This is a genomic window from Arthrobacter sp. SAFR-179, assembly GCF_059414945.1.
Map to the genome: position 1 here is coordinate 143,199 of NZ_JBPFDM010000003.1, position 15,023 is coordinate 158,221.

A 15,023-nucleotide genomic window follows, 5' to 3' on the forward strand; every position below is an offset into this window, starting at 1 on the left:
CTCCTGCTGGACTTGAACCAGCAACCCTTCGATTAACAGTCGAATGCTCTGCCAATTGAGCTAAGGAGGAATGAAGCAGGTATGACATTAGCAAAGGATTCCGGCCCAAGGGAAATCGGCGGTTTTGCCGGCCCGAACCGCCCTTCCGGAATACAAAAATCCCCGTTCCGGAGGCCGGAACGGGGATTGGAAGCTCCTCCTGCTGGACTTGAACCAGCAACCCTTCGATTAACAGTCGAATGCTCTGCCAATTGAGCTAAGGAGGAATGAAGCGGGTATTAGCCTAGCAAACACCTGCGGCGGAAACGAAATCGAGCGTGCAGTGACCTCTGCCACCCGCCCGGAACCAGGCGCAACCTACGACTCCGCCCGCAGTGCCCGGCGCTCCATTTCCAGCATCATCAGTTCGCGGTTGAGCCGCTGGTAGGTTTCCGGGTCCGCCGCGGCGTCGAGGCGCTGCAGCTGGCCCATCTTGTCCGCTTTGACGCGGGTGATCTGGAGTTCGAACAGCCTGGACAGGATGTCCCGGCAGTACTTCAGCACGGCCTCCTCCGTGTGCGCCGGCAGCGGCACCACGGAAAGCTCCGAGACCAGGGGCCGGAGCGGCTCAGGGACCTCGTGCATGACGTGTTCCACCCAGCGCACCGGATCCCCCACAAGTCCCGGCCCGGTAGCCCGCATGGCGTCGTGGACGGCCTGGAAGGCCGGGGTGGCGAACCCGGCGGCGGCGAAGCGGTCCCAGAACCCGCCTGCCAGCAGTGCGGGCTGCTGGAGCGCCACTTCCAGGGCCTGCCGTTCCATCGAGGCCACGGGGTCGCGCGGGTCGGGGCGGTGATAGGAGGGCACGGCGCCCGACGGCGGCCCGGCAGCCACGCCGGGGCCGCCGGCCTGGGAGGCGCCGGAGTGCGCCGTGGATGAGTTTGGGGATCCCCCTTGCTGTTGGCCCGCCGCGGCGGGACGTCCCGTTTCGCCGCGCTTGACCGCCGCGGTGACCATGCGCAGGACCTCGTTGGGGTCGGGCATGCCCAGCCAGCCGGTCAGCGCCTGGCAATAGCCGGTCCGGGTGGAGGCGTCGCGGATGGCCGCCACCACGGGCACGGAAGCCTTCAGGCCCTGGACGCGGCCTTCCACGGTGTCCAGGTTGAACTGCTTGAGTGTGGTGCGGATGGCGAACTCGAACAGCGGACGCCGGGACTGGATCAGGGCGTGCACGGCTTCATCCCCACGGCTGAGGCGGAGGTCGCAGGGGTCGGCCCCCGTGGGTTCGACGGCCACGTAGGTCTGCGCGGTGAAGCGCTGGTCCTCTTCGAAGGCACGGAGGGCGGCCTTCTGCCCGGCGGCGTCGCCGTCGAAGGTGAACACCACTTCTCCCCCGGTGCCGTCGTCGGATAACAGCCGGCGGGCGATCTTGATGTGTTCGGTGCCGAACGCGGTGCCGCAGGTGGCCACCGCCGTCGTGATGCCCGCAAGGTGGCAGGCCATGACGTCGGTGTAGCCCTCCACCACCACCAGCTGGCGGTCCTTGGCGATGCTGCGCTTGGCGAGGTCGATGCCGTACAGGACCTGCGACTTCTTGTAGAGGGTGGTTTCCGGGGTGTTGAGGTACTTGGGGCCCTGGTCGTCCTCGTAGAGCTTGCGGGCGCCGAAGCCGATGGTGTCGCCGGCGATGTCCTTGATGGGCCAGATGAGGCGGCCCCGGAAACGGTCGTAGATCCCCCGGTTGCCCTCGCTGAACATGCCGGTGAGCTTGAGCTCGGCATCGGTGAAACCGCGGCCCCGAAGGTGCTTCAGGAGGGCGTCCCACCCCTGGGGCGCATACCCGCAGCCGAAGTGTTCCGCCGCTGCCCTGTCGAAGCCCCGGCCAAACAGGAAGTTCCTGGCCTCGGCGGCGCCGGGGGTAAGCAGCTGGGCGCGGAAGAACTCGTCCGCGATCTTGTGCGCGTCCAGGAGCCGCTGGCGGCGGCCCACTTCCTCGCGGTTGGGCCCGGTTCCGCCGTCCTCGTAGCGGAGCTCGTAGCCGATGCGGGCGGCGAGCTTTTCCACCGCTTCCTGGAAGGAACTGTGGTCCTGCTTTTGGACGAAGGCGATGACGTCGCCGTCCTCCCCGCAACCGAAGCAGTGGTAGCGGCCCACCTGGGGACGGACGGTAAAGGACGGCGAGCGCTCGTCGTGGAAGGGGCACAGACCCTTGAAGGTTCCCAGCCCGGCACCCTTGAGCGTGACGTAGCCGTCCACCACTTCCTTGATGTCCGTGCGCTGGCGTACTTCGTCGATATCTTCACGTTTGATCAGCCCAGGCACAGAGCAATCCTAATCCCGGCCACTGACGTTCGTGGCCCACGGTTCGACGCCGGCAGGCACCTTGCGGCGTTCCTCACCACGACGTTCCTCACCACGACGTTCCTCACCACAGCGAGGGCAGGCTCCCCACCAGGCGCTCGTACATGGCCAGGGCGGAACCGTCGGTGAGGGACGCCACCTGGTCGATGACCACGCGAAGGCGGGCACCGTCGTCGTCCGCCGCCCGCCAGTCCGCCGCGAACATCGGTTCCAGGTGCCGGTCCCCCGTGGCGCTGAGGGCGGTCACCAGGGCGTGGAGCACTTCCCGCTGGCGCTCGTAGATGGGCTGCCGGTGTTCGGTGGTCATCACGAAGGTGGTGGCCAGGCCCTTCATCACGGCGATCTCCATGACGGTCTCGTCCGGAACCATGAGTTCGGCGTTGTAGCGGGTGAGGTTCTCCGGCCCGTAGACGGCCCGGGTGGTTTCCAGGGCGCTCTGGCAGAACCTGCCGATCAGCTGGCTGGTCATGTTCTTCAGGGCCGCCATGGACTTGCGGCTGCCGTCCGCCTCGCGCACCCACACGTCCGTGGCCTCCAGCCGGGCCAGCGCTGCGTCGATGGCGGCGGGGTCGTTGTGCGGCAGGTACCACTGCTTGGCGTAGCCCACCACGCGGGCGCGGTGGTCCGGGTTGTCCATCCAGCGCAGCTGGAAGTGGCCGGCAACGATCGCGTCCTCGACGTCGTGCACGGAGTAGGAGATGTCATCCGCCAGGTCCATCACCTGGGCTTCCAGGCAGGTGCGGCGCTCCGGCGCACCCTCCCGGAGCCAGTTGAAGATGGGCAGGTCGTCCTCGTACGCGCCGAACTTGCTGGTCCGCTGGCCGTGGATCACCGGCGCTTCCAGGGCGGACCACGGGTATTTCGACGCCGCGTCAAGGCTTGCGCGGGTCAGGTTCAGTCCGGCGGGCCGGCCGTCACCGGTGAGCACCTTGGGTTCGAGGCGGGTGAGCAGGCGGAGGGTCTGGGCGTTGCCCTCGAAGCCGCCGATGGCATGGGCCACCTCGTTCAGCGCTGATTCGCCGTTGTGGCCGAAGGGCGGGTGGCCCAGGTCGTGGCTGAGGCAGGCGGTGTCCACCACGTCGGGATCGCAGCCCAGGGCCCGGCCCAGTTCGCGGCCCACCTGCGCCACTTCCAGGCTGTGGGTGAGGCGGGTGCGGACGAAGTCATCGGTGTCCGGTGCCACCACCTGGGTCTTGGCGCCCAGCCGCCGCAGGGCCGAGGAGTGCAGCACCCGGGCCCGGTCCCGCTCGAAGTCCGACCGGTAGGTGGTCTTGGGCGGCTCCTCCACCCAGCGGGCGGAATCGTGCAGATCGTAGCCGGGCAGCGCCAAGGCAGCGGTGGGAGTTCCTGCCGTCGGTGTTTCAGCCACCGGAAACATCCAGTTCGGCGGCTGCGATGTCCCGGGACTGGTCATCGTTCAGTGCCCGGGAGTCCAGCCAGTCCTTGGGCAGGGCAGGCCTCTTGGGCGAGCCGGCGCGGCCGCGCGGGCCCTCCGCGTCCACTCCGGGGTACGGCGAATCCAGGTCCAGCTCGGCCAGGGTGTCCCGGAGCACTTCCAGGCTGGTCACCAGGGCAAGCCGGGTGCGCAGTTCCCCGCCCACCACATAGCCCTTGAAGTACCAGGCGATGTGCTTGCGGATCTCACGCAGCGCCTTGCCTTCATCCCCGAACGTTTCCACCATCAGTTCGGCGTGGCGGTAGACGCCCTCTGCCACCTGCCGCAGGTTGGGCCGGTGGCGGACGTCGCTGCCTTCGAAGGCCGCCTGGAGGTCGCCGAAGAGCCAGGGCCGGCCCTGGCAGCCGCGGCCGACCACCACGCCGTCCACGCCGGTTTCGCGCACCATCCGGACGGCGTCCTCAGCGGACCAGATGTCGCCGTTGCCCAGGACCGGGATGTCAGGGAGCGCCTCACGGAGCCGGGCAATGGCGGACCAGTCCGCTTTGCCGGAGTAGAACTGGGCGGCGGTGCGGCCATGGAGCGCGACGGCGGCCACGCCGGCATCGCGGGCAATGCGGCCTGCGTCGAGGTACGTCAGGTGGTCATCGTCGATGCCTTTGCGCATCTTGATGGTCAGCGGAATGTTGCCCTTGGAGGCTTCCCTGACGGCGGTCTGCACGATCGAGGTGAAGAGGTCGATCTTCCAGGGCAGGGCGGAGCCGCCGCCGCGCCGGGTCACCTTGGGAACGGGGCAGCCGAAGTTGAGGTCGATGTGGTCCGCCCGGTCCTCCTCCACCAGCATCCTGACGGCGGCGCCGACCGTACCGGGATCCACGCCGTACAGCTGGACGGAGCGGACCTTTTCGTCGTCGTCATGCGAAATGATGCGAAGGGATTCGGGGGTCCGCTCCACCAGCGCACGGGAGGTGACCATCTCCGCCACGTACATGCCGCCGCCGTACTCACGGCAGAGCCTGCGGAAGGCGGAGTTGGTGATGCCGGCCATCGGGGCCAGGATCACCGGGGTGTCAACCGTGATGGGTCCCAGCTTCAGGGGCGGGAGTTCCAGCTTGGGGGCGGGAGGAGTTGCTGCAACAGTCACCTGTCCATTGTTGCAAAGCCGGGCAAATCGGTGGTTTGGCACCAGTGCCGAAGGGCCTGTCGAAGGTCTCCTGCAGGCTGTTAGCGTTTCGTGGAACCGGGCCTTGCCAGGGGGCCCTGCCTTCAGAGGAGAGATCACCGTGCTGTCAGATACCGCATACCCCGTGATCCAGGCGACCCTTCCCGTGGTCGGCGAAAACATCCAGGAGATCGCCTCCCGCTTCTATGGCCACATGTTCGAGGAACACCCCGAACTGCTCAACGGCCTCTTCAACCGCGGAAACCAGGCCGACGGCCGGCAGCAGCAGGCGCTGGCCGGGTCAATCGCCGCGTTTGCCGGCTTCCTGGTCAACGACCCCACGCACCTGCCGGACCACCTGCTGTCCCGCATTGCGCACAAGCACGTGTCCCTGGGCCTGAGCCCCGAGCAGTACCAGGTGGTGCACGACCACCTGATGTGGGCCATCGTGGATGTCCTTGGCGACGCAGTGACCCCGGAAGTGGCCGCTGCGTGGGACGAGGTTTACTGGCTCATGGCCAACATGCTCATCAACAAGGAACGTGGCCTCTACGACGCCGTCCGGCTGAGCCCGGAAACCGTGTGGCGCACGTGGCGGGTGGCCGAGAAGATCCAGGAAACCGGCGATGTTGCCAGTTTCGTGGTGGAGCGGATGGACGAGCGGGAGGTCAAGCCCTCCCTCCCCGGACAGTACGTCACGCTCCGGATGCAGATGCCCGACGGCGTCCTGCAGCCGCGCCAGTACAGCCTCACCCAGGCCGACGACGGGCAGCACCGGCGGTTCGCTGTCAAGCGCGTGCGCACGGAAGGAAAGCCTGATGGTGAGATGTCCAACCTCCTCCACGACCAGGTCGACGTGGGCGATGAAGTCACCCTTTCGGCGCCCTTCGGCGACGTTGTGCTCGAATACACGGACCGGCCCGTGGTGCTGGCAAGCGCGGGCATCGGGATCACGCCCATGGCAGGGATGCTGTCCCACCTGGTGAAGGCCGGTTCGCAGCGGAAGGTCATGTTCCTGCACGCGGACGACTCTCCTGCCTCATTCGCGCTGCGGAACCAGGTGACGGCGGACCTTGCCGTACTGCCGGATGCGTCCCTCAATACGTGGTTCCTCGATCCGGACGGCGCAGAATCCTCCACCTCCGACGCCGGCGGCACCGTGCGCTCGGGTTTCATGAACATCCGGGATGTCCAGCTGCCATCCGACGCCGAGTATTACCTCTGCGGCCCGGTGCCCTTCATGCAGGCCGTCCGGACCGCCCTGGTGGGCGCAGGAGTCCGCCCCAAGGACATCCAGTACGAAGTCTTCGGTCCGGATCTTTGGCTGGCCGACTACCAGTAGGAGCAGCTGGACAGGTTTACGGAGAAGGTGTCCAGCCGCGGTCGGCGCGCCGCCCGCGCCGGGTGGCTGGTTCATCCATGGGTTCGATGGCGGTGCGCCGGATTCGCTCCTCAAGCGCGGCGGCGGCGAGCGCCCCCGTGTCCGTGACGTCGTCCGTATGGACGTGCCCGTCGTCGTGCTTTGTACCCGTCTTTCCGTCCCGCACCTCACCGGTCACTGGCACGGCGTCTGGTGTCCTGATGCCGGTGGCCTTGACCACGAGCACGGCGATCAGGGTGGTGACCGGAATGGCCAGGACCAGCCCGATCGAGCCCACCAGGGTCCGGATGACCTCTTCGGAGAGTTCGGCGCTGGTGAGGGTGTCCATCAGGGGCCGGTCGTAGAGCATGACGATGATCAGGATGGGCAGTGCGGCGCCGGCGTAAGCGAAGGCGATGGTGTACACCGTGGAGGCGATGTGGTCGCGGCCGATCCGCATCGCCGAAGTGAACAGCTTCCGGGCGCTGCTGCCCGGTGCCAGCTCGTAGAGTTCCCACACCGCCGAGGACTGGGTGATGGTGACATCGTTGAGGACACCCAGGCCGGAGATGATGAGTCCGCAGAGGATCACGCCGGAGATGGAGATGTTGGCCGAGGTGTTCACCAGGGTGGCGGCGTCGTGGCTGCCCACGCCGGCGAGGTTGGCGGCGTCGGTGGCCCAGGCAGCCAGCAGGGCGGTGATGGCGAGGCCGAAGATGGTGCCCAGGAGGGCCGTGGAGGTGCGCGCGGAGAATCCGTGGGCGAAGTACAGCACCCCGATCATGATCACGGTGGAACCCACCAGGGCCAGCAACAGCGGCGGCTTGCCCTCCACCAGGCCCGGAAGCAGGAAGTTGGCGAGCACGAAGTAGGCGCCCACCAGTCCGATCAGGGCCCTCAGCCCCCGCCACCTGGCCACGGCGACGACCACCGCCGCGTAGAGCACGGCAAGCAGGACAATCGGCAGCGTCCGGACGAAGTCCACGAAGATGTAGGCCGGGGATCCCTGCGACCCCGTGGCGCCCGGGGCGTTGGACAGATTCAGGTAGCGGATCTGGTCCCCAGGCTTAACGCCATGGGAGGAGGCCACATCGGGGTTGATGACCACCTTCACCGGACTTCCACCCTTGTCCGGCTCGGTGAAGGCGAAGGTGCAGTCCGAGCCCTGGCCCGGCGGCTGCTGCGTGGAACCCTGCTGGTTGCTGCCTTGTTGGCCGGTGCCCTGTTGGCCTGTTCCCTGCTGGCTGAGGCCCTGGGTGCAGTTCTCGGTCACCACGCTCTGGATGGTGCCTGTATCGAAAGTGACACCGGGGGCCGTGGAATAGGGGTTGGCCAGCGAGACACCTTCCTTGCTGCCGGACGGCCACAGCGCGGCCATCCCGGCCAGGGTCAGCAGCGCCAGCGGAATGAGCACCGCGGCCAGGATGCGGTTCGCCTTGCTGCGGGCAGCCATCGCCTGGGGCGTCGGCTCCGAATGATCCAAGGAAGCGTGGGAGTGACCGGCGCCCATCAGCAGTACAACCTCATACGTTGAACTCTACGTGGGCCGCCATAGGGTTTATAAATGGACCATCGGGATGGGGAGGAACCAGGCATGGACAACCGTGATACGCGCGAAACCGGCAGCGGGTCAGGAATTCGGGGGGCGGCCGACGGCGGAGTGCAGTCGGGCCAGGTGGCGGCGGCACCCGCCCACCAGCCTGTCCTGAGTGTCCTCGAAGCAGCAGGTGACACCCGGGGCGTGGTCCTGGTGCTGCACGGCGGCAAGGCCCACAGCCGGGATCCGGTGGAGGCCCGGCATCTCAGTCCGGCCCGGATGATTCCCTTCGCCAGGCACCTGCACCGCGCCGGCCGGAAGCACGGACTGGCCGTCTGGTCCCTGCGCAACAGCGTCCGGGGCTGGAACGGCCCAGACATGTCACCGCTGCAGGACGCCCGCTGGGCGCTGCGGCAGATCGCCGAACGCCACCCCGACGTTCCGGTCTTCCTGCTGGGCCACTCCATGGGCGGCCTGACAGCCGTATGCGCAGCCGACCACGCGCAGGTGGAGGCCGTGGTGGCGCTTGCTCCGTGGCTGAGCCCGGCAACACCCGCCACCGCCGTCGCCGGACGGAAAGTCCTGATCATCCACGGCACCACGGACCACATGACCAGCCCCTCGCAGTCCCTTGCCTTCGCCCGCCGGGCCTCTGCCGATACAGCGAGCATGCAGTACGTGGCGCTCAGGGGCGTGGGGCACTTCATGCTCCGCAAGGTCCGCGTGTGGCAAACCCTCGCCACCGGCTTCGTCATCAAGTCCTTCGCGGAGAGCACGGGCGCCCCGGTCCGGCCGTCGCCGGCCTTCTCGCGGCTGCTGCCGGACTCATCCGTCCAGGTCACCCTTTAGGCAGTTTCGGACATGCCCTGGCGTCCCCCGTCCAACGACCGGTTCTATCGCCTGATCGTCCGGACCGGGCAGGTCCTGCGCTGGGCCCTGCGGCTGGACATCCAGGCAACAGGCCTGGAGCACCTGCCGGACAAGGGACCACTCAATGGGCCCTCGCGGCAGGTGGTTCCCGGAAGAGGTGCCGTGTTCGCCGTCACGCATTTCGGCTACCTGGATTTCGCCGTGCTCGAGCTGCTCCTGTGGCGGCACGCCCGTGCCCAGCTGCGGTTCCTGGTGCACCAGGGGGCTGCCGACCACTGGCTTGCAGGCCCTGCCATCAGCGCCAGCGGCCACATAGTGGTGGGATACACGGACCGTTCGGACGCCTATGACGCGGCGGTGGCCAAACTGCGCAATGGCGAGTACCTTGCGGTGTTCCCGGAGGCAGGGGTCAGCCGCAGCTTCACGGTCCGCGAGTGCCGCACAGGGGCAGTCCGCATGGCGGCCGAGGCAGGCGTCCTCGTGATTCCGGTGTCCGTCTGGGGCGCGCACCGCGTATTGACCCGGGGCCACGGTTTTTCCCGCCGCCGCAGCTGGCATGCCCCGGTGCGGGTCCACGTGGGCGAGCCCATGATGTTTCCGCCAGGCAGCGAAGCGGAGGCGGCCACCGGCATGCTGCGCAGCATCCTGCAATCGGGAATCGACCAATGCATTGCCGGCTTCCCACTGGATCCCGGATCCGGCGCGTGGTGGATGCCTGCGCACTTGGGTGGGAGCGCCCCGACCGACGCCGAGCGGCAACTCCTGGACGCAGCTGACGCAGCCGCCGGCCGCCGCCGTGCTCCCCGCAACTAGGTCGCAGCAGATGTCGGAATGGAGCTCCATAACGACATCTGCTGCTACTTAGTTGGGGTTGACTAGTCCGAGACCACCAGGGTTTCAGCGCCCGCCACGCGTGCCGTGCCACGGTCCAGGAGGGGTTCGACGGCGGCACGCAGGGCGGTCATGGAATCGTCCAGTTCCAGCATGACCGGGTGCTGGTACGCGATCAGGGCAAGCATGTCGCGGACTGCCTCGGCGGCGTCATCAGCGTCCAGCGAAGGTTCATGCCCCACGAAAACGTCGGTGGGCGTTTCCGGTCCGGCCGTCTCGGTGCCCGGGGCGGCGTCAGGGTCGGCGGGGGCCGCGTAGCTGACGGCAAAGGCCCGGATGCGGCCCTTCTTAGTGGGAGCCACCCCGGCACCGAACGCGGATTCGGGCTGGGCCCGCAGCACGATGGCGCCGTGGGCACCGGTGAGTTCGTCCAGGAACAGCTTCTGCACCTGCCCCACGGACAGGACGCCGGGAGAGTCCCAGCCGTGGATGGAGGTGTAATACCGGCCCACCACGTCGGTCAGCTCCACCGAGCCCGTTGCCAGGTCCATCACGACGTCGGAGCCGGTGTTCTCGCCGCTGGCCGCGCCGCCGTCGTCCTTGGCCGGGAACACCGGAAGCCGCAGGGCGCCGGGCTCCACCACCACAAGGCGGGAACGCTGGATGGGCGCCAGGCCAAACGATTCGGCGAAGGCGGCACCCGCGCTGCCGGGCTCCACCTTGGCGCGCAGTTTGCTGACGCCCGACGGCGCGTGCTCGGCTTCGCGCCGCAGCATGGCCAGGAGGCTGGCCCCGATGCCCGCACGGCGGTGGTCGCGGTCCACCTCGATATAGCACCACAGGCGTTCCGGGTGCAGGGACGCTTCATAGACGACGCCGGCGGCCACGGGGATGCCGACGCCGTCAATGACGTCCTGGGCCACGATGCAGCGGCGCCACGGGGAGCCGTCCCTCCCGTTGGAGGAGACGGCGAGGGCGCCGCGGAACTGCCGGGCCTGCGCCGTGTCCGGGTCGCCCCAGATTTCCAGGAGCGCCAGGTCGTCGCCGTCCCGCCATTCGCGGTATTCGATGGCCATGCTCAGGCCCCGATCAGCCGTGCCGCCAGGTAACCCTCCACCTTGTCCAGGGAGACCCGCTCCTGGCTCATGGTGTCCCGCTCGCGGATGGTGACGGCCTGGTCCTCGAGCGTGTCGAAGTCCACGGTGATGCAGAACGGGGTGCCGATCTCGTCCTGGCGGCGGTAGCGGCGGCCGATGGCGCCGGCGTCGTCGAAGTCGATGTTCCAGTTCTTCCGCAGCTGCGCGCCCAGGTCCTTGGCCTTCGGGGACAGGTCCTCGTTGCGGCTCAGGGGCAGGACGGCGGCCTTGACCGGGGCCAGGCGCGGATCCAGCTTCAAAACGGTGCGCACATCCACGCCGCCCTTGGCGTTGGGAGCCTCATCCTCGGTGTAGGCGTCCACCAGGAACGCCATGAAGGACCGGGTCAGGCCCGCCGCGGGCTCGATCACGTACGGGGTGTAGCGCTCGTTGGTGGCCTGGTTGAAGTAGCTCAGGTCCGTGCCGGAGGCCTTGGCGTGGGTGGAGAGGTCAAAGTCGGTGCGGTTGGCGATGCCTTCCAGCTCGCCCCACTCCGAGCCCTGGAAGCCGAAGCGGTACTCGATGTCCGTGGTGCCCTTGGAGTAGTGGCTGAGCTTCTCCTTGGGGTGCTCGAAGAAGCGGAGGTTCTCCTCGCGGATGCCCAGGCCGGTGTACCAGGCCATGCGCTCCTTCATCCAGTACTGGTGCCATTCCTCGTCCGTGCCGGGCTCCACGAAGAATTCCATTTCCATCTGCTCGAACTCGCGGGTGCGGAAGATGAAATTTCCGGGCGTGATCTCGTTGCGGAAGGACTTGCCGATTTGGCCGATGCCGAACGGCGGCTTCTTCCGGGACGTGGTGAGGACGTTGTTGAAGTTCACGAAGATGCCCTGCGCGGTTTCGGGGCGCAGGTAGTGCAGGCCCTCCTCGTTGGCCACCGGGCCCAGGTACGTCTTGAGCAGGCCGGAGAACTCCTGCGGCTCGGTCCACTGGCCGCGGGTGCCGCAGTTGGCGCAGGCGATGTCCTTCAGGCCGTTCTCGGCGGGCCGGCCCTTCTTCTCCTCGTATTCTTCCTCGAGGTGGTCAGCGCGGTAGCGCTTGTGGCAGGAGAGGCACTCCACCAGGGGGTCGGAGAAGACCTCCACGTGGCCGGAGGCTTCCCATACCTGGCGGGGCAGAATCACGGAGGAGTCCAGGCCCACCACGTCCTCGCGGCCGCGGACCATGGACTGCCACCACTGGCGCTTGATGTTTTCCTTCAGTTCCGCGCCGAGGGGGCCGTAGTCCCAGGCAGAACGCGAACCTCCGTAGATCTCACCGGCCTGGAACACGAAGCCCCTCCGCTTGGAGAGGGAAATGACCTGGTCGAGGACGGATTTTGCTGCCATGGGGTAACTCCAATTTCTACAGGGCCGCTGGGTGCGGTCCGCGGGTTGTCGGGCCCCGGCCGCCGTATGCCTGGAGGCACAGTGGGCTGCCCGCCGGGGCGAATGAAGGAAGATGGTGGAAAGCTCGTGTCCTAGCGTACCGGCCGCTGCCTCCGGAGCGCGCCCCGCGGCCAGGGCAGGGTTGCCAGGATAATCGCGGCGAGGGTCAGCAGGGTCCCGAGGACGGTGGCCGGAGCGACGACGGTACCCGGCGTGGGCAGTGCAAGGTCCAGGGCCAGCGAGCCCAGCAATTGCCCGGCAATCATGCCGAGCCCGGTGACCAGCACGCCCAGGCTGCGGACCAGGAGGGCGCCGAGGCCGATAAAGACACATCCCATGGGTCCACCCAGGTAGTACCACCATTCGGTCGGCAGCGGGTTGGCGGGGCCGGCTACGGCCAGCTTCACCGCCAGCGCGGCCCAAAGCACCGTGCAGCCGGCCACGAAGTTGACCAGCGTTGCCGCGATTGGTGTGCCGTAGTGGACGGTGGCGGTGCCGTTCATGGCTTGCTGGAAGCTCATGAGGAAGCCCGCCGCCACGGGCAGCAGGATGGGAAGCAGCAGGGCGGTGGGATCGCCGTCGGAGCCGGCCCCCGCGCCGCTGAACCGGGGCGACACCGCCCATGCCACCGCGGCGATGGTGAGGACACAGCCGATGATGCGGATGCCGGTGACGGATTTCTTCCCGGCCGGGCCGATTCCCATGCGGTCCACCAGCAGGCCGCTTATGGTCTGTCCGGTCACGGTGGCCACCGTGAAAAGGGCTACGCCCAGGATGCCCACCGTGAAGGACTGGGCAAAGACGAACAATGCGCCGATGGCACCGGCCACCACGTAGATGCGGGGAAAGGCACGGCTGCGGACTGCCGGGAGGATGCTTGCCAGCCCGGCGCGGCCGCGCGGCAGGACCAGCGAAATGATGATCATGACCAGCAGCCCTGTGCTGAAGCTCACGGCCGCGGCGGCGATTCCGTCATCGAGCCGGGCACCCAGGGCACCGTTGATGCGCCCTTGGACTGGGATGGCAAGGCCGGAACCCACGGCCAGCGGCAGGCCTGCGAGCACTGGCAGGCGGGGAGGGGAGGTCATTGAATCCACCTTAGTTCAGGCATTATTGCTGTATGAGCAACCCCATTGACGACGTCCCCATCCGCGACAGCATGATCCGGCTGGGCCAGCTGCTGAAGCTCGCCAACCTCGTGGAGGACGGGGTGGAGGCGGCGGACCTCATCAAGAACGGGCTGGTCAAGGTCAACGGCGAAATCGACGACCGCCGTGGCCGCCAGCTGCACGACGGTGACATCGTCACCGTCAACGGCCACTCGGTGAAGGTGGTGGCGCCGGAGGCCTGACCCCCGGCCCCCGGCGGCGGGCCGGCTTCCCAGGCCGCCGAGCCGCCGTCGTACGCCTATTTGTTCAGCACCTCATGGGTGAGGAACTCCCCCACGTGCCCGATCTCCTGCTGGTTGATGCCATGCCACATGCCGGTGTAGAGCACCTTGGTGAGCTTGACGTGCTTGCGGACCCAGCCCATGGTGAACTCGATTTTGTCCTGGGTGATCACCGGATCCTGCTGGTCCCGGCCCCAGAACACGGGCACGGTTCCGTCCAGTTCGTCGTCCTTGAAGGAGGGGTCGCCGGCGGCGTCCACCACAAAGCCGGAGAGTCCGACGACGGCAGCGAAGTCCGTGGGCCGCTGCCGCAGGAGCGTGGTGGCCATGGCCATGCCCATGGAAAAACCGAGCAGGGTCACGGACGGGTGCCCCACGCGGATGGTGTCGATCCAGTCGAGCACGTACGCCGAGGCCTTTTTGACCCTTTCCAGGGAGTAGTCGATGGAGGCCGTGAGCGGGAACCAGGTGAAGCCGGGGCCCATGGCGATGGGGGCCCGCACGGATGCGACGGCGAAGTCCCCGGGCAGCAGGTCGGCCAGGCTGAGCAGGTCCTGCTCATTGGCGCCGTAGCCGTGGAGGAGCACCAGGAGCGGCTTGCCGGTGCGCTGGTCCTCGGGATGGGACCACAGGACAACGGGGGCAGGAAATACTTCGGCGTCAGTCATGGTTTCCATTCATATCAGTTACCCAGAGGTAACAACCTACGTTCGCGTAGGCGATGAGGCGGAAGGCAGGATAGGACCGTGACTGACACAAGTGACATTCAGGCCCTGCCCGCGCACCGCGGATCCCATCCGTGGACCCGCTACGTGGCGATGGGCGATTCCTTCACCGAGGGCATTGGCGACCCCGAACCCTCAAGCCCCGGCGGCCACCGCGGCTGGGCTGACAGGGTGGCGGAGGAGCTGGGCCGGACACAACCTGACTTCGCCTATGCCAACCTTGCCGTCCGCGGCCGCCTGCTGCAGCAAATCGTGGACCAGCAGCTGGCCCCTGCCCTGGGGCTGAAGCCGGACCTGGTCACCCTGTCCGCGGGCGGCAACGACCTGATCCGCCCCGGCGGAGACCCGGACACGCTGGCCGAGAAGCTCGATTCCGTGGTGCAGATCCTCTCCATGGGCGGCGCCACCGTGGTCCTGTTCAACGGACCGGACACGGGTTCATCGGTGCTCGGCAGGATCCGCAGCAAGGTGGCCATCTACAACGAGAACCTGCGGACGGTGGCGGCGCGGCACGACGCCATCATCGCCGACATGTGGTCGCTGCGGCAGTTGAGCGATCCACAGATGTGGGACCAGGACCGGCTCCACTTCTCCCCGCTGGGCCACCACACCATCGCGGCCATGGTGCTGGACGCGCTGAACGTGGAGCATTCCCTGGAACCGCTGCAGCCCAAGCCGCTGCCGCCGCGCACGTGGCGCGAGGCCCGGAGCGGGGACATGGTGTGGGCGCGCGAATACTTTGTGCCGTGGGTGCTGCGCCGCCTGCGCCGCCAGTCCTCCGGTGACGGCATCACGGCAAAGCGGCCGACGCCAGGTCCCGTCTTCGGCCCGGGCGTTCCGTTGGGATCCGGCGAAGGTCCGCTGGGAACGGCGGAGCCCAGCCGCCGGTAGGGCCACCCGGGGTTAGGC

The 15,023-nt window shown here is 67.7% G+C and carries 13 protein-coding genes and 2 tRNA genes; 5 read left to right on the top strand and 10 right to left on the bottom strand.

Annotated elements, in window-relative coordinates; all coding sequences use genetic code 11:
- The 5 genes from ACR65K_RS07620 to dusB form a co-directional block, all read right to left on the bottom strand.
- A tRNA-Asn gene (locus tag ACR65K_RS07620) sits at nucleotides 1-68 on the bottom strand.
- 125 nt (nucleotides 69-193) lie between these two features.
- Nucleotides 194-266: transfer RNA gene (locus ACR65K_RS07625), tRNA-Asn, on the bottom strand.
- 91 nt (nucleotides 267-357) lie between these two features.
- Nucleotides 358-2,301 (bottom strand): DNA primase, encoded by a 1,944-nt coding sequence (gene dnaG / locus ACR65K_RS07630; protein WP_440152061.1) that lies wholly within the window; start codon nucleotides 2,299-2,301, stop codon nucleotides 358-360.
- A gap of 103 nt (nucleotides 2,302-2,404) precedes the next feature.
- Nucleotides 2,405-3,718: a deoxyguanosinetriphosphate triphosphohydrolase gene (locus ACR65K_RS07635; RefSeq protein WP_056338579.1), complete on the bottom strand. Its 1,314-nt coding sequence runs from the start codon at nucleotides 3,716-3,718 to the stop codon at nucleotides 2,405-2,407.
- Nucleotides 3,702-4,880, bottom strand: a complete 1,179-nt coding sequence (dusB, locus tag ACR65K_RS07640) for a tRNA dihydrouridine synthase DusB (RefSeq protein ID WP_331323450.1) — start codon at nucleotides 4,878-4,880, stop codon at nucleotides 3,702-3,704. Before dusB ends, ACR65K_RS07635 begins: the two co-directional genes overlap by 17 nt.
- 139 nt (nucleotides 4,881-5,019) lie before the next feature.
- On the opposite strand from dusB, the gene ACR65K_RS07645 reads away from it, so the two are divergent.
- On the top strand, nucleotides 5,020-6,240 hold the full coding sequence (locus tag ACR65K_RS07645; RefSeq protein ID WP_440152062.1) for a globin domain-containing protein: 1,221 nt from the start codon (nucleotides 5,020-5,022) through the stop codon (nucleotides 6,238-6,240).
- A 16-nt stretch (nucleotides 6,241-6,256) separates the two neighbouring features.
- Here the strand turns inward: ACR65K_RS07645 and ACR65K_RS07650 are convergent, their stop codons facing one another.
- Nucleotides 6,257-7,711 (bottom strand): YibE/F family protein, encoded by a 1,455-nt coding sequence (locus ACR65K_RS07650; protein WP_440152063.1) that lies wholly within the window; start codon nucleotides 7,709-7,711, stop codon nucleotides 6,257-6,259.
- A gap of 141 nt (nucleotides 7,712-7,852) precedes the next feature.
- Here ACR65K_RS07650 and ACR65K_RS07655 point away from each other — a divergent pair, with 141 nt between their 5' ends.
- Nucleotides 7,853-8,644, top strand: a complete 792-nt coding sequence (locus tag ACR65K_RS07655) for an alpha/beta hydrolase (RefSeq protein ID WP_440152065.1) — start codon at nucleotides 7,853-7,855, stop codon at nucleotides 8,642-8,644.
- Nucleotides 8,645-8,656: 12 nt separating this feature from the next.
- Nucleotides 8,657-9,478 carry a lysophospholipid acyltransferase family protein gene (locus ACR65K_RS07660; protein WP_440152066.1) on the top strand — a complete coding sequence of 274 codons (822 nt, stop codon included), beginning with the start codon at nucleotides 8,657-8,659 and terminating at the stop codon, nucleotides 9,476-9,478.
- A gap of 62 nt (nucleotides 9,479-9,540) precedes the next feature.
- Here the strand turns inward: ACR65K_RS07660 and ACR65K_RS07665 are convergent, their stop codons facing one another.
- The 3 genes from ACR65K_RS07665 to ACR65K_RS07675 form a co-directional block, all read right to left on the bottom strand.
- Nucleotides 9,541-10,572, bottom strand: a complete 1,032-nt coding sequence (locus ACR65K_RS07665) for a GNAT family N-acetyltransferase (RefSeq protein WP_440152067.1) — start codon at nucleotides 10,570-10,572, stop codon at nucleotides 9,541-9,543.
- 2 nt (nucleotides 10,573-10,574) lie between these two features.
- Entirely contained in the window at nucleotides 10,575-11,960 is a 1,386-nt protein-coding gene (locus ACR65K_RS07670) for a glycine--tRNA ligase (RefSeq protein WP_056338595.1), read from the bottom strand.
- Between the two features lie 131 nt (nucleotides 11,961-12,091).
- Nucleotides 12,092-13,087, bottom strand: coding sequence for a DMT family transporter (locus ACR65K_RS07675; protein ID WP_440152069.1), 996 nt, complete (start codon nucleotides 13,085-13,087; stop codon nucleotides 12,092-12,094).
- 32 nt (nucleotides 13,088-13,119) lie between these two features.
- Between ACR65K_RS07675 and ACR65K_RS07680 the strand changes: the two genes are divergently transcribed.
- Complete coding sequence (locus ACR65K_RS07680; RefSeq protein ID WP_440152070.1) at nucleotides 13,120-13,350, top strand: RNA-binding S4 domain-containing protein; 231 nt, start codon at nucleotides 13,120-13,122, stop codon at nucleotides 13,348-13,350.
- Nucleotides 13,351-13,406: 56 nt separating this feature from the next.
- On the opposite strand, the gene ACR65K_RS07685 is transcribed toward ACR65K_RS07680, so the two are convergent.
- A complete protein-coding gene (locus tag ACR65K_RS07685; protein WP_056338603.1) occupies nucleotides 13,407-14,057 on the bottom strand; it encodes an alpha/beta hydrolase in 651 nt (216 codons plus the stop codon).
- Nucleotides 14,058-14,135: 78 nt separating this feature from the next.
- On the opposite strand from ACR65K_RS07685, the gene ACR65K_RS07690 reads away from it, so the two are divergent.
- Nucleotides 14,136-15,005: an SGNH/GDSL hydrolase family protein gene (locus tag ACR65K_RS07690; protein WP_440152071.1), complete on the top strand. Its 870-nt coding sequence runs from the start codon at nucleotides 14,136-14,138 to the stop codon at nucleotides 15,003-15,005.
- Nucleotides 15,006-15,023 lie beyond the last annotated feature (18 nt).

Bases quoted from the DNA above. Each gene is read 5' to 3' on its own strand.
- ACR65K_RS07635 (WP_056338579.1), bottom strand. From the start codon at position 3,718: ATGTTTCCGGTGGCTGAAACACCGACGGCAGGAACTCCCACCGCTGCC.
- ACR65K_RS07650 (WP_440152063.1), bottom strand. From the start codon at position 7,711: ATGGCTGCCCGCAGCAAGGCGAACCGCATCCTGGCCGCGGTGCTCATT.
- ACR65K_RS07655 (WP_440152065.1), top strand. From the start codon at position 7,853: ATGGACAACCGTGATACGCGCGAAACCGGCAGCGGGTCAGGAATTCGG.
- ACR65K_RS07660 (WP_440152066.1), top strand. From the start codon at position 8,657: ATGCCCTGGCGTCCCCCGTCCAACGACCGGTTCTATCGCCTGATCGTC.
- ACR65K_RS07665 (WP_440152067.1), bottom strand. From the start codon at position 10,572: ATGGCCATCGAATACCGCGAATGGCGGGACGGCGACGACCTGGCGCTC.
- ACR65K_RS07670 (WP_056338595.1), bottom strand. From the start codon at position 11,960: ATGGCAGCAAAATCCGTCCTCGACCAGGTCATTTCCCTCTCCAAGCGG.
- ACR65K_RS07675 (WP_440152069.1), bottom strand. From the start codon at position 13,087: ATGACCTCCCCTCCCCGCCTGCCAGTGCTCGCAGGCCTGCCGCTGGCC.
- ACR65K_RS07680 (WP_440152070.1), top strand. From the start codon at position 13,120: ATGAGCAACCCCATTGACGACGTCCCCATCCGCGACAGCATGATCCGG.
- ACR65K_RS07685 (WP_056338603.1), bottom strand. From the start codon at position 14,057: ATGACTGACGCCGAAGTATTTCCTGCCCCCGTTGTCCTGTGGTCCCAT.